Genomic DNA, 13,738 nt, shown 5'->3' with positions numbered 1-13,738 from the left:
TTCTGGCACGGCACATGGGGGTGGCGCCGTGGGCCCCGACCGGCGGGACGCTCACTCGCTGACCGGCGCCGCCGAGCTCAGCCGCGCCATCGGCTCCGGAGAGGTGGCCGGTACCGCGGCCGGTTCGGACTCACTGAGGCCGATGCGGCGGTGCAGCCGGCGCAGCGGACCGGGCGCCCACCAGTTGGCGGTGCCGGCCAGCCGCATGAACGCGGGCATCAGCACGGCCCGGATCAGGGTCGCGTCGACGAGCACGGCCAGCGCCATGCTGACCCCGAGCATCTGCAGGAACCCGACCCGGCCGGTCGCGTACGCGGCGAAGGTCAACGCCATGATCCCGGCGGCGGCGGTGATCAGGGGCCCGCCGCGCTGGATGCCGGTGGCCACCGAGCGGACCAGGTCGCCGGTGCGGTCGTACTCCTCCCGGATCCGGGAGATCATGAAGACCTCGTAGTCCATGGACAGGCCGTAGGCGACGCAGAACATCAGGATCGGGATGCTGGGTTCCATCCGGCCGGTGGCGGTGAACCCGATCAGTCCCGCCCCGTGCCCGTCCTGGAAGACCCAGACCAATGCGCCGAACAGCACCGACAGGCTCAGGACGTTGAGGATGGTCGCCTTCACCGGCACCAGCAGGCTGCCGCTCATCAGGAACAGGATCACGAACGTGACGACCAGCACCAGCACGATGACCAGCGGCAGCCGGTTCAGCAACCGGTCACGGAAGTCCGTCATGTCGGCGGGGAACCCGCCCACCAGGACCGGGAAGGGTGCCGCGACGGCCCGTACGGAGCCCACCAGGGCCGGCACGTCCCCGTCCAGGGCGGCCGTGGTCGGGATGACCGACAGATAGGTGCCGCGCTCGGCGTCGAACCGGTCGGTCGGCGGGCGGACCTGCTCGCCGCCGCTGAACGAGCCGGCGCGGGAGTCCACCTGGAACACCCCGGGCAGCCGGGACAGCGCGGCGGCGTAGCTGGCGATGTCGGTCTCGCGCGTCGCCGGGTCGGCCAGGTCCGCGGCGACGACCTGGATCGCGTCGCTCTGCTCGACGGCGAAGTCGGCGCGGATGTGTTCCTGCACCACGCGACTGGTCGCGTCGGCGGGCAGGATCCGCTCGTCGGGCAGCCCGAAGCGGACGCCGAGGAAGGGCGCGCCGAGCAGCAGCAGGATCACCACCGCGGCGCCGCCGGTCAGCAGCGGCCGGCGCATGACCGCGAGGGCGAGGCGGTACCAGCGGCCGCGTTCCACGTCGGTGGTCGCCGTGACACCGCGCCGGGCCACCCGGGCACCGAGGCCGGCCAGCGCCGCGGGAAGCACGAGCACCGCGCCGAGCACCGAGGTGGCCACGACCAGGACCCCGGCGTACGCGAAGGAGCGCAGGAACGGGAACGGCAGGGCGAGCAGGATCGCCAGCGAGGCTGCGACGGTGACGCCGCTGAACACGACCGTCCGGCCGGCGGTCTGGGTCGCGCGGGCCGCCGCCGAGGCGGCGTCCAGGCCGCGGGCGAGTTCCTCGCGGAACCGGAAGATGACGAACAGGCTGTAGTCGATGCCGAGACCGAGGCCGAGGACCAGGGTCAGGTTCGCGGCGAACGTGGACACCTCGGTGAAGAGGGTGATCGCCCGGAGCAGGGCGAGGGTGGTGAGCATCGCGAACAGCCCGACCCCGATGGTGAGCAGTGCCGCGGACAGCCGGCGGTAGACCCAGAGCAGCAGCAGGAACACCACCGGCAGGACGACGATCTCGGCGCGGATGAAGTCCATCCGGGCCTGGGTGGAGACCTGGCGGAACACCTCGTCCTGCCCGCCGACGGCCACCGTGATCGGGCCGCTGTCGCGGGTGAAGCGCGGCGAGAGGTCGGCCAACGCCTCGCGCGCCTCGGTCGCCGAGCCTGGCAGCCAGGCGACCACCAACGCCCGGGTGCCGTCCTTGCTGCGCAGTGCCGGGCTGGAGTCGTACGTCCAGTAGGAGCCGGCGTCGGCGACCTCGGCCTGCCCGCCCAGTTCCGTGGTCAGCGCCCGACCGGCCTCGGCGACCTCCGGGCTGTCGACGGTGCCGCTCTTCGCGGTGACGAGCAGCAGCAGGTTGGGGCTGCCGGTGCCGAACCGCTCGTGCAGCAGGGCGTCCGCGCGGACGGACTCGGCGCCGGGCGACTCGAAGCGGGACAGGGACAGGGCGTTCATCGCGCCGGCCCCGAAGACGCCGGCGAGGACGGTGACCAGCGCGGCCACCACGAGGACGGTGCGCCGGCGGGCGGCCAACAGGCGGCCGAGACGGTACAGCCGCGAGGCTTCGTGGTGCTCGGGCGGTGCGGGGTGCGGGTCCTGGGCGGACATGGGGCTCTCTCCTAGCTCGGGTACGGGTCGGGTCAGAGCCGGTGCGCGTCCAGCCAGGACGCGAGCGTGTCGTGGACCAGCGGGGCGTTGCGCTCCAGGCCCATGTAGTGACCGGCGTTCGGCACGTCGAACAACCGAACGTCGGTGGTGCCGGTGAACAGGGCACGGTGCTCCTGCCCACCGGAGACGCGGGCGTCGCGCTCGCCGTACATCAGCAGGACCGGGACCTTGATCTCGGACAGGTGCCGCAGGTCCACGAAGACGGAGCTGAGCTGGGAGGCCATGTCGCCGCAGGGGTGCCGGTTCTGGTGCGGCAGGGCGGCGTCGAGTACCGCCGGGTCGGTGTCGTGGAAGTTGCCCGTGCGGAACTCCTCGCGGCCGAGGTCGTAGTAGGCGTACCCGTCGGCGCCGTCGTCGCCGCCCGGCGAGCCGCCCCGCATGCAGGTCTGCAGCGAGCTGAAGAAGCGGGCGTTGGCCTGCGGGGTGAGGCCAAGGTCGGTCCAGTCCATGATCACCAGAGCGTCGACGTCGCGGAACGAGTAGGTGGAGATCTGCGCGATCTGGCCGCCGTTGGACTGACCGGCGAGCGCGACCTTGGCGAACCGTGGCGTCGCACGCGCCCCGGGTACGGAACCGAGCAGCTCGTACGTGCCGGCGCGCAACTGCTGCACGATCTGGTGGGCCACGTCGGCCTCGCCACCGATGCACAGCGACAGTCCGTTGGGCTTGCTGCTGGCGCCGTAGCCGAGCCGGTCGAGGGTCAGCGAGGCGTGGCCGCGCTTGGCCAGCTCCTCGGCGTGGTGGTAGCCGGGCACGTCGAGGCGCCAGTACCACTCGCCGGCGGCGATGCCGTGCTGGTAGAGGGTGATCGCCGGGTTGGGCGCCGACAGGACCCGCTCGGGCGCGGTGAGGTGGCCGCTGACCTGGTAGGTCCGGCCGTCGACGTTGCACGCGGCCAGCGAGCGGTTGACGTTGCGGACGGTGAACCGGACCGGCACGTCGACGATGTTTTGGGCGGCGAACCGGGCCGGATCGGCCTGCTGCCGGGTGACCGCGACCTCGGTGGGGAGCGGCGCGGCCGAGGAGTCCGGTCGGACCGCGAACGGCAGCGCCATGAGCGCCGCCGCGGCGAGGATGGTGGTGATGGTTCTGCCTCGGGCCATGGGAGTCGTTCCTCCGGGAAGTCGGTGCGGCGGCTAGTGGGTGGCGGGAGCGGAACCGTCGGCGGTCCGGGTCGCGCGGCGGCCGGTGGTGGATCCGGGCGGTGGCAGCAGGCCGTGGGCCCGGTACCAGGCGGCCTCGTCGGCGAGGGTGTCGGCCAGCGGCCGGAAGCTCACCCCGAGCTCGCGGACGGCGCGTTGCGAGGAGTAGCGGGCGCGGTTGCCCTCGACGAGGACCCGGACGCCGGCCCGGGTCGCGATCGGGGGCCGGCGGCGCAGCCGGGCCGAGAACTCCAGCAGCGTGGCGAAGGTCATCGCGACCGGGGCGGGCACCGAGCGCGGCGTCGGCGCCTCGGTGGCGGCGGCGATCCGGGCGCAGATCTCCGGCAGCGGGTACCAGCTGCCCGCGACCACGTACCGGCGCAGGCTCTGCCCGTCGATCGCGGCCTGGACGCAGGCGGCGGCCACGTCACGCGCGTCGACGAGGTGGTTGCCGACGCGGGGTACGGCGCGCAGCTCGCTGCGGGCCACCGCCAGGAACAGCCGGCCGGCGGAGGTGGGTCCGGCGTCACCCGGTCCCCACATCCAGCCGGGCAGGACCAGCGGTACCCGCAGGCCCGTACGGGCGCAGGCCCGGGCGACCGCCTGCTCGGCGCGGACCTTGCTCGCCCGGTAGCCGTTGCTCTCCCAGTCCGCGTCCGCCGGGGTGTCCTCGTCGGCGAGGGACTGCCCCGACCTGCGCCCCAGCACCGCCGTCGAGGATGTGTGCACCACCACCGGCACGCCGGCGGCGGCGCTCGCGTCGATCAGGTCCTCCACCGCGGTGACGTTGGTGCGGTGCAGCAGGTCCGGGTCGTGGCCGGGCTGGTAGTACTCGCGGAAGTAGGCGGCGGTGTGGATGACGGCCGCCAGGCCGGGCAGGTGCCGGCGGTAGCTGTCGACGGCGGTGACGTCGCCGGTGACGATGGACAGTCGCGGGTGGGCCGGCAGCAGGTCGCGGGCCCGCCCGGCGTCGCGGGCCAGGGCGAGGACCTCGCCGCCAGCGGCCAGCAGGTGCGCGACGACGGCCGAGCCGAGCATGCCGGTCGCACCGGTCACCAGGGTCCGGGCGGGTACGGGCGACGGGTCCTCGGGCATGGCGGGACTTCCTCCTCGGGCGGTTGGCGGCGGTGGGCCCGGTGCCGGAGGGGTCACCGGGCTACCGGGTCGGTCAGGGTGCTGTCGTCGGCACCCGCGGCCACGGCGACCGGGGTCCGGACCGGTGGCGTCGGTGGTGCTGCCGCCAGGCCGTCCTCGCGCAGCCCGACGCGCCGGTGTACGCGGCGCAGCCAGGACGGCGCCCACCAGGTCGCTCGGCCGGTCAGCGCCATGACGGCGGGCACCAGCAGGCAGCGCACCACCGTCGCGTCGACAAGCACGGCGAGGGCGACGCCCAGGCCGAGCATCTTGATGTTGGTGATCCGGGAGGTGCCGATGATGGCCAGCACGAGGGCGAGGATGACGGCGGCGGCGGTGATCAGACTGCCGGTGCGTTGGATGCCGAACGCGATCGCGCTGCGGTTGTCGCCCGTGCGCTCGTACTCCTCCCGGATGCGGGAGAGGAGGAAGACGCCGTAGTCCATGGACAGTCCGAAGGCGACGCAGAACATCAGCACCGGCAGTGAGGTCTCGATGTAGCCGGTCTGGGTGAAGCCGAGCAGCCCGGCGCCGTTGCCGTCCTGGAAGATCCAGACGACGGCGCCGAACATGGCGGTGAGGCTCAACGCGTTGAGCACCAGGGCCTGCAGCGGGATCAGCAGGCTGCCGGTCATCAGGAACACCAGCAGGAACGTGGTCGCCGCGATGAGCGCGACCGCGGCGGGCAGCCGGTCGCCGATCGCGGTGCGAGTGTCGACCAGGGCGGCGGCCTGCCCACCGACGCGCGCGGGGACCGGGGCCGCGACGGAGCGCAGGTCGCGTACCAGGGCCTGACTCTCCGGCGAGATGTCCTCGATGTCGGCGGTGGGGGTGACCGACAGGTGCGCGACGCCCCCGTCGGTACGCAGCGCGTCGGCCGGACCGGCCGCGTCGGCGCGCGCGCCACCCCGGTAGGTGCCCTGCGGGCTCTCCACCTGGGCGACGGCGGGCAGCGCGGACAGCCGGGCCGCGTAGTCGCCGAGCGCCTCCGGCTCGGTCCGCCTCTCCAGCACCACGTCGATGACGCCGGTCGGGCGTAGCGCGAAGTCGTCGCGGATGGTGTCCTGTACGGCCCGCGCCTCGGTGCCGCGCGGCAGCTGCCGGTCGTCGGTGGTGCCGAACTCGACCCGCAGAAACGGCAGGCCGAGCAGCACGAGCACGCCGGCGACCAGCAGGGTCACCACGGGAGCGCGGCGCATGACGGCGGTGGCCAGGCGGTACCAGCGCTGGCCGGCGACCCGGTCGGCGGTGCCCGAGCGGCGGCGGCGCAGCAGTCGCCGCAGGTCCAGCGCGTCGACGCGCGGGCCGAGGAGCACCAGCAGGGCCGGCAGGAGCAGCAACGCGGCGGCGGCGGCCAGCAGCACGACCGAGATCCCGGCGTACGCGAACGAGCGCAGGAAGTACATCGGGAAGATCAACATGGCGGCCAGCGACACGGCCACGGTCAGGGCGGAGAACAGCACCGTACGTCCGGCGGTGGCCAGGGTGCGGGTGACCGCCGCGCGGACGTCGGCGCCGGCCTGTTGCTCCTCGCGGAAGCGGCGCACGATGAACAGCGCGTAGTCGATGGCCAGCCCGAGACCGAGCGCGGTGGTCAGGTTCTGCGCGAAGATCGACACGTCGGTGGCGCGGCTGAGCAGGCCGAGCACTCCGCCGGTGCCGAGGATGGCGACGATGCCGACGGCGAGCGGCAGCAGCGCGGCCACCAGGCTGCCGAAGACCCAGACGAGGATCAGGAGGGTGAGCGGCAGCGCGATCAACTCGGAGCGGACGATGTCTTCCTGGATGGTGCTCTGCACCTGGTCGCGTACGGCGGTGGCGCCGCCGAGGCGGACGACGAGGTCGCCGGTCTGGCCGCGGTAGCGGGGCGCGATCACGTCGAAGACGGCGGCGGAGGCGGTCTCGTCACCCTGGATGCGGGCGAGGACGAGCGCGTAGCGGCCGTCGCGGGACTTCAGGTCGGCCACGCCGGTCTGCCAGTACGAGGTGACGCCGACCAGGGCCGGCTCGAAGGCCAGCCGCTCGGTGAGCTGGGCGCCCTGTTGCGCGATGGTCCGGTCGTCGACCGTGCGCCCGTCGGCGGCCCGCACCAGCAGCACCAGGTTCGACCGGCTGGTGGGGAAGTGCTGGTCGAGCAGCCGCGCGGCCTCGGTGGACTCGGCGGCAGGATCGTCGGTGCCGCCGTTGCCGAGCCGGTCGGCGACGCCGGAGCCGAAGACGAGGGCGTTGACCAGGAAGGTCGCAGCGAAGAGCAGGACGGCCCAGGGGCGCGCGGTGCTCAGCCGGGCGATCGCGGAAAACATCGCGGTGGGAACCCTTCCTTAGACCATGCGTACTGCACACCATGCGTACGTTATGCATACCATAAATATGACGGATCGTATGTCTAGCATACGAATATTGCCGAGACCTAAACTGGGCGCATGGCGCAACGGAACGGTGCACAGCAACCCGCGGGTACGACCAGCCCGGGTTCGGCGATGTCCGGCCGGACGGGTTTCCGGTTGATCAAGCTGGGCGAGCTGGCGATGGTCACCGCCGAGCGCGCCCTCGAACCCCTGGGCGTACGGCCCCGGCACTTCAACGTGCTGGCCACCCTGGCCGCCGACGACACGCTGTCGCAGCAGGACGTCAGCCGGCTGCTCGGCATCGACCCCAACGTGCTGGTCGGCGTCATCGACGAGCTCGAGAAGCAGGGGCTGGCCGAGCGCCGGCGCAATCCCCAGGACCGGCGCCGGCACGTCGTCGCGCTGACCGCCGCCGGCCGGCAGGTGCTACGCGACGGCGCCGCCCTGCTCGACGAGGCCGAGGCGGCGTTCTTCGCCGAGGTCCCCGCCGCCGAACTGGCGGTCCTGCACGAGGTCGCCGCACGGCTGTTGGCCCGGCATCCGGCGCCGATGAAGCGCTGACGGCGGGACGAAGCCACCGCCAGCGCTCCCCGGCCGACGTGCCCGGCTCCCCTGCCCGGACTCACCCGGTCTTCACCGGGGCTGCCCGGCGCGGCAGCAGCGCCACCAGCCCGTCGACCTGCTCCGTACCGGCCCGCGCCCCGACGACACCGTCCGGGCGCACGTACACCAGCCAGGACCGCTTGCCGCCGCTGAGCGCGGCAGGCGGGCCCTCGTCGCGTACGTCGAACCCGCCGCCGAACGGCCGCTCGATCAGCGACCCGGACGGGCGCAGCCAGAGCACGTCGACGACGTCGGACACCCCGCGCCCGACCAGCAGCGGTACCACGCGCTCGACGGCGTGCGCCGCCGCCCGGCCGCCAACCGCCAGCACCACGTGCCGGCCGCGCGCCAGGTAACCGTGCAGCGTTCCGGCAGCCGAGCCGTCGGCGGCGACCAACTCGGTGTCGGGCATCCGGCGGCCCAGCCGCACCGCCGGCGGCGGCGCCGCGTCCGGAAGGTCCACCACGGCCGTGCTGCCGGAATGGTCCAGGTGCAGCTGGGCGAGCTGGGGGACGATGCGCCGCCTGGGCAGCGCCGTGCGCAGCAGCCGGCGCATCACCCCGTCCCGCAGCGCCCGGGCGAGCGGGGCGCGCAGCATCCACAGTCGGGTCTGCTGATCGGCGCTGCGTACCGCCGCCGCCGAGGCCGGCCGCCGCTCCGCCGGGTAGCTGTCCAGCAGCTGCTGATCCGCGCCGCGTACGACGCTGGCCAGCTTCCAGCCGAGGTCGTACCCGTCCTGGACGCCGGTGTTGAGTCCCTGGCCGCCCGCCGGGCTGTGGCAGTGCGCCGCGTCGCCGGCCAGGAACACCGGACCGCGCCGGAACTCGCGCGCCAGCCGGGCGTGCACCCGGAACCGGCTGGTCCACCAGGTCTCGGTCAACGTCAGACCGCCCGGCCCCCGGGTGTCGAGCAGCCCCTGCAGCAGCTCGACGTCCGGGGCGCCCTCGGTCGCGTCCGTGCCCGTCGGACCGTCCGGCAGGTCGAAGAACACCCGGTGTCCTCCGTCGGGCAGCGGCACCAGCACCAGCACGCCGTCCGGGTGCAGGTGGTACTGGGCCTCCCGGGCCGGCGCCGGCCCGCGCAGCCGACCGTCGCCGAGCAGGAACACCCGCGGGTACGTGCTGCCCTCGTACGGGATGCCCAGCGACTCCCGTACGCGGCTGCGGGTGCCGTCCGCGCCGACCACCCACGGCACCTCGACCTGCTCGCGCTCGCCGTCGCCGTGGCCCAGCTCGACCCGCGCGCCATCCGCCGTGATCTCGACGCCGACAGCCTCGGTACGCCACTGCACCGACCCGCCGAGCTGCTCCAGCCGGTCGAGCAGCAACCGCTCCAGGACCGGCTGCGGCAGGCAGACCGGGCCGGGGAACGCCGTACCCGGCAGGTCCCCGAACCCGATCCCGCCGATGCGCCGCCCCCGCGACCAGTAGCTGGCGCCGGTCAGCGCCAGCGCCCGCCCCACCGCCTCGTCCGCCACGCCGGTACGGCGCAGTGCCTCCAACGCGCCGCTCCACAGCACGAGTGCCTTCGGCTCGTCGCCGAGGCCCTCGCGTCGGTCCACGACCCGGCAGTCCACACCAAACCGCCGTAGCGTGCACGCCAGCGTCAGACCGGTCGGTCCGGCCCCGACGACCAGCACCGATGGCTCCCGGGTCACCTCGGCTCCCGTCGCGTGCGCAGGATCTCGTCCAGGGACTTGACCGCCTCGGCGGTGTGAGTGAACTGCACGGTGCGGATGCCGAGCTGGCGCGCGGCCGCGCAGTTCGCCGCGTCGTCGTCGACGAACATGCACTGCTCAGCCCGAGCGTCGAGCCGGCCCAGCAGGATCCGGTAGATGCGCGGGTCCGGCTTGCGAACGCCCTCGTGCGCCGAGTTGACCACCACCGAGAACAGCTCGCCGACCGGGATCTGGGCCCGCCAACGCTGCTCCCACTCCCGGACGTTGTTGGTCAGCAGGGCCAGCCGGTAGCCGTCGGCGCGCAGCTCCCGCAGGTAGTCCAGGAACTCCTTGTTCGCCCGGCGGCCCTGGAACCACAGCTCGCCGAAGGGCCGGCCGGCCAGCGGGTCGCCGGTGCCCTCGGGCAGCTCGGCGAGCAGCTCGTCCACCATCTGCCGCTCGGTGATCGCCGCGACCTCCAGCGCCGCCATCGGGGTACGTCCCAGCCGGCGGGTGGCGTCGGCGAAGGCCCGCATGATCTCCTCGATCGGGATGCCGACCCGGGCCGCGAAGGCCGCGTACGTCTCCCGCAGTGGGTTGGTCAGCACGCCGCCGTAGTCGACGACGATGGTGTCGATGCCGTCCGGCCGGTTCACGCCCATACCGCCACCTGCACCTTCGCCGAGGCGACCGCCACACCGGCCTGGGTGAGCGTCACCGACACCGGAGCGACGACCAGGTCGGTCTCCTGGTGCGATCCGAGTTCGCCGACCTCGGCGGTCACCCGCGTGATCAGGTCGATCTCCGCGAACTCACCGAACTCCACCTCGGCGCCGAGGACCGTCAGGCTCTCCGCGGCCAGCCCGTACTGGCGGGCGACCGAGGCGATCGCCGCCTGGCGGGCTGCCTCCAGCGACAGGTTCCCGGGTACGTGGTCGAGCGGGTGGTCGAACATGTACGGGTGGCTGACGTCGATGACCAGGGACATCGCGTACCGCTGCCCGCCCAGCGCCGCCGCCTCGGTGACGACGACGTTGCGGACGTCACGGCGCCCGACGCCCTCCGGGCGGGCCGGCGTGAACCGCAGCGCCGCCGGCCGCTGCCGGGCGAGCTTGCCATCCCGGCCCCGCTGACGCAGCGCCTTGAACGTGTCCCGGCTGACGAACAGCAGCTTGCCGGACCCCTGCAGGGCCGGCCGGCCGTCGATCGCCACGCTGCCCTCGAACGACAGGCCGCGTAGCCGCCCCGCGCCGGTGCGCTCGGGGGAGACCGTCATGGTGATGACCACCTCGCCTGGCGAGGCGCCGACGTACACCGATCGCAGGTCGTTGATCTGCAGGGACAGCCCTCGGAAGATGAACGCCGTCTGCAGCGGTACGTCGAGGCGGGTGTGCGCGACCAGCACCCCGGCCTGGCGTACCACCTCGACGAGGATCAGGTAGTCGTACAGCCCCGCGTTCTCGCCGACGTAGTGGCCACGGGGCAGGAGGGCGGCGACCTGGTAGGCGTTCTCCCCGATCTCCACGGAGTCGGTGACGAAGACCTCGGCGATGGAGGCGCGGTGCACCAGGTACCGGGGCACCGCGGCGTCGAAGGTAAGGATCTGCGGGCCGGCCGGCGTGGAGGCTAGTCGCAGCGGTGTCGACAGCACGCGGGCCGCCGGGTCCGCCAGCAACGGTACGGATGGGGCTACGGTTCCCTCTACAGTCATGATCCACCACCATTAGTAGATTGCGTTACACGAATTGGCGGTTCGGGCCGCCGGAATGGTTCGGATCCAGCGCGTTGACGCGCGTACTCGACATCGAGCGGCGACGCACTGACCCATGACGGTAATTGCCGCAAAACAAATGTCGATAATGCGACCGCCGGTGATTCCGGCGCGAGGACTATAAGATCAACTTAGGCATGCCGCGATTACCCCCGAGTACGACGACTTGCTCCCCGATACTGCGGCAACGATGACAACGCGGCCGAGTGGGAGTCAACCAGGGAATGGCGTTTTATCCCTTCTGCAGGGATTGCCAGCGGGGTGGTATCAGCACCCCCTTGCGCCGGGGGGACCCGGGCCTCACCATGCGGTCGGGCACCGATGGCCGTACGGATGATGCCTCGTGACGCGGGGAATCGCCGACCGTGTTCACCTGCTCACACGCAGCGATTACGGTGCCTGTGGTCGGCGGGTGCCACTCGTCGACGACGACGGTCGCCCGTCGCCGGCAGCGGCTCGGCACGCGCCTGCCGGTGTGCCCGACATGCGGCGGGATACGGCCGGGAAACGGCCGAAATCCGGCTCAGCGCGATTTGTCGTCACAGCGACGCGGCGGTTGTCCGGGTCAGTCGACAGAGGGGTGGCGAAATGGCCGGCGCGATTCGCGGGTGGCACAACGTTGTCGCTCGGCCGGTCGACCCGCGGCGCGCTGTCCGGCGCGCACCAAAAATCAGCGCGGGCCCGATGCGCGACGCCACCGCCGGTTGTTCCGGGAAAGCGGAAAATCGCCGTCGTTCCCCGGCCCAACGTTTGCGCCGGCCCGGACCGCGACGGTTCGGGCTGCACAAAGCTGGACGACGCCCGGGTGCTCGCGGGCCTCCGCCAATCGCCCGAGCATCCGTAGCGCCATGCCCAGGTTGTACTAGGGCGCGGGCACCCCGGCGTCGAGCTGGCCGATCATCGGCGCGAGAAGGTCGTTGAGCTCCCGAGCCAGCACCACCACTGCTCGACGCGCCGCGGTAGAGACCTCGTCGGCCGGACCGTCCGGGGCCGGTGGCAGCTGGTCGAGCGGCACCGGCGCCTCGACGTGGAGCATCGCCCGCAGGTGTGGGCTGCGCGTCTGATCCTGCTCCGTCGGGGTCGTGTACTGGCCGAACAGTTGGGGCCAGTCCCGCCAGCCGCGGTCGCGCTGCCACTGTCTGGTCCAGGTGAGCTCGGCTGGCCAGCGGGAGATCACTGTCACCGCGCAGACCATGCTGCCGTCCCACGGGCTTCTCGTGCAGGTCGCCGAGACGATGCGCCGATGCCAGCGGACGAAGCCGGGCGACAGCTCGGTGGCGACCCGCCAGGCCGTCGCCGCGAAGCCCACCGGCGAGATGTCACCCCAACTGTCGGCGAAGTCGTCGAGCCGCCTCTGCACCTCGGCCTCGAAGCGGCCGCCCGCGTCGGTGCCGCGCTCGCGGTCGAACTGCTCGTCCAGCCAGAAGGCGCGCGGCTCAGGCATCCCCTACCCCGGATTCGTGAAGGTTTCTCAGGCACGATGCGGCACGTTCCGCAGTCAGGCAACCGTCACCGACCGTACACGACAGGACCACTGTGGACCGACCGGCAGCACCTAGCGTGAGCGGTGCGATGTCGGAGCGTAGTGGCTCTGACCACCAATCTCAGGGGGTCCCGTGCGCAGGAAACTCGGCTTCGTCTCGGTGGGCGCCATGCTGCTGGCCAGCATCGCCGTCGCTCAGCCGCCGGCCCGGGCGGATGCCGCGCCGGCGGGCTCGTCCACCGCGTCCGCGACCGTGGCCGAGGCGCGCGCCACCATCCACGGACGGGTGTCCACCGACGCGGACGCCGCGGCGTCGTTGGGCCGCGCCTACTGGACGCCGGAACGCATGCGCGCGGCACGACCCGCCCCCTTGCCGGACGGGGCCGACACCCTCGACGGCGAGGCCGCCGACCGCCCCGGCCGGATCGGCGCCCCACGCGACGTGGCCACGCCCGCGGCGCCCCGGTCCCCGGCCTCCGGTCCGCTGGCGACATCAGCGGGCGCCGGCCCGGAAGCCCAGGCGGTGAACGCCTCACCCGGCGTCGGTCGGGTCTTCTTCACCCACAACGGCGACGACTTCTTCTGCTCCGGCGGGACCATCAACAACCCCCAGGCGAACCTGGTGTCCACCGCCGGGCACTGCGTACACCCGGGGGACGGCGGATCCGTCTGGTACGACAACTGGGCGTACGCGCCGGAGTACACCGAGGGCGAGGAGCTGCACGGTCTCTGGTTCGCCAAGGAGTTCACCTCGGTCGAGGGTTGGGTGGACTGGGGTTACCTCTGGTGGGACTTCGCGTTCGTCACCATGCACCCGCTCCACGGCGACCGGCTCGTGGACGTCACCGGCGGGCAGGGGCTCAGCGTCAACAAGTCGAAGTCGCTCTCGGCTCTGCTGCTCGGCTATCCGGCCGAGGCCCCGTACGACGGTCTGTCGCAGTACTACGCCCAGGGCAACATCAAGGCCGCCGGCGTGCAGCGGGTCAAACTGAAGGACTGCCCGCTCAACCGAGGCGCCAGCGGGGGCCCGTTCCTGCGCGCCTGGGACAACACCCTCCGGTTCGGGTACGTCAACTCGGTGATGTCGTACAAGTTCTCCGGCAACATGTACGGCCCCTACTTCGACGACGACGTTTGGGACATCTACAACGTCGCGAAGAACAAGCAGTGACCGGCGTCGGGTCGACGGCTCACGCCGTGGCT

Annotated in this window: 10 protein-coding genes; 2 read left to right on the top strand and 8 right to left on the bottom strand. The window is 72.5% G+C overall.

All coding sequences use genetic code 11. The annotated features are described in order from the left end of the window. Positions 1–51 precede the first annotated feature (51 nt). From ACQPWW_RS16715 to ACQPWW_RS16700, 4 genes are read right to left on the bottom strand one after another with little or no spacing between them, the layout of a single operon-like run. Entirely contained in the window at positions 52–2,337 is a 2,286-nt protein-coding gene (locus ACQPWW_RS16715; RefSeq protein ID WP_433133756.1) for an MMPL family transporter, read from the bottom strand. Between the two features lie 32 nt (positions 2,338–2,369). Beyond that, the gene (locus tag ACQPWW_RS16710; RefSeq protein ID WP_433133754.1) at positions 2,370–3,500 is read right to left on the bottom strand and encodes an alpha/beta hydrolase; all 1,131 of its coding nucleotides are present in this window, start codon (positions 3,498–3,500) and stop codon (positions 2,370–2,372) included. Between the two features lie 33 nt (positions 3,501–3,533). Continuing rightward, complete coding sequence (locus tag ACQPWW_RS16705) at positions 3,534–4,634, bottom strand: NAD-dependent epimerase/dehydratase family protein (RefSeq protein ID WP_433133752.1); 1,101 nt, start codon at positions 4,632–4,634, stop codon at positions 3,534–3,536. Positions 4,635–4,687: 53 nt separating this feature from the next. Beyond that, positions 4,688–6,976, bottom strand: coding sequence for an MMPL family transporter (locus tag ACQPWW_RS16700; protein WP_433133750.1), 2,289 nt, complete (start codon positions 6,974–6,976; stop codon positions 4,688–4,690). 120 nt (positions 6,977–7,096) lie between these two features. On the opposite strand from ACQPWW_RS16700, the gene ACQPWW_RS16695 reads away from it, so the two are divergent. Beyond that, positions 7,097–7,582: a MarR family winged helix-turn-helix transcriptional regulator gene (locus ACQPWW_RS16695; protein ID WP_433133748.1), complete on the top strand. Its 486-nt coding sequence runs from the start codon at positions 7,097–7,099 to the stop codon at positions 7,580–7,582. 61 nt (positions 7,583–7,643) lie between these two features. Here the strand turns inward: ACQPWW_RS16695 and ACQPWW_RS16690 are convergent, their stop codons facing one another. From ACQPWW_RS16690 to ACQPWW_RS16675, 4 genes are all read right to left on the bottom strand, one after another. Further along, positions 7,644–9,281, bottom strand: a complete 1,638-nt coding sequence (locus tag ACQPWW_RS16690; RefSeq protein ID WP_433133746.1) for an FAD-dependent monooxygenase — start codon at positions 9,279–9,281, stop codon at positions 7,644–7,646. Then, positions 9,278–9,943 (bottom strand): HAD family hydrolase, encoded by a 666-nt coding sequence (locus ACQPWW_RS16685; RefSeq protein ID WP_433133744.1) that lies wholly within the window; start codon positions 9,941–9,943, stop codon positions 9,278–9,280. The genes ACQPWW_RS16690 and ACQPWW_RS16685 overlap by 4 nt, the downstream gene beginning before the upstream one ends. Beyond that, on the bottom strand, positions 9,934–10,992 hold the full coding sequence (locus tag ACQPWW_RS16680) for a ScbA/BarX family gamma-butyrolactone biosynthesis protein (RefSeq protein ID WP_433133742.1): 1,059 nt from the start codon (positions 10,990–10,992) through the stop codon (positions 9,934–9,936). Before ACQPWW_RS16680 ends, ACQPWW_RS16685 begins: the two co-directional genes overlap by 10 nt. Positions 10,993–11,914: 922 nt before the next feature. After that, a complete protein-coding gene (locus ACQPWW_RS16675) occupies positions 11,915–12,496 on the bottom strand; it encodes a hypothetical protein (protein WP_433133740.1) in 582 nt (193 codons plus the stop codon). A 172-nt stretch (positions 12,497–12,668) separates the two neighbouring features. On the opposite strand from ACQPWW_RS16675, the gene ACQPWW_RS16670 reads away from it, so the two are divergent. Then, positions 12,669–13,706 carry a hypothetical protein gene (locus ACQPWW_RS16670; RefSeq protein ID WP_433133738.1) on the top strand — a complete coding sequence of 346 codons (1,038 nt, stop codon included), beginning with the start codon at positions 12,669–12,671 and terminating at the stop codon, positions 13,704–13,706. The last annotated feature ends 32 nt before the right edge of the window (positions 13,707–13,738 follow it).

Source organism: Micromonospora sp. CA-240977, from assembly GCF_050942285.1.
GTDB lineage: Bacteria > Actinomycetota > Actinomycetes > Mycobacteriales > Micromonosporaceae > Micromonospora.
This window is presented reverse-complemented; position numbering and strand designations above follow the sequence as displayed.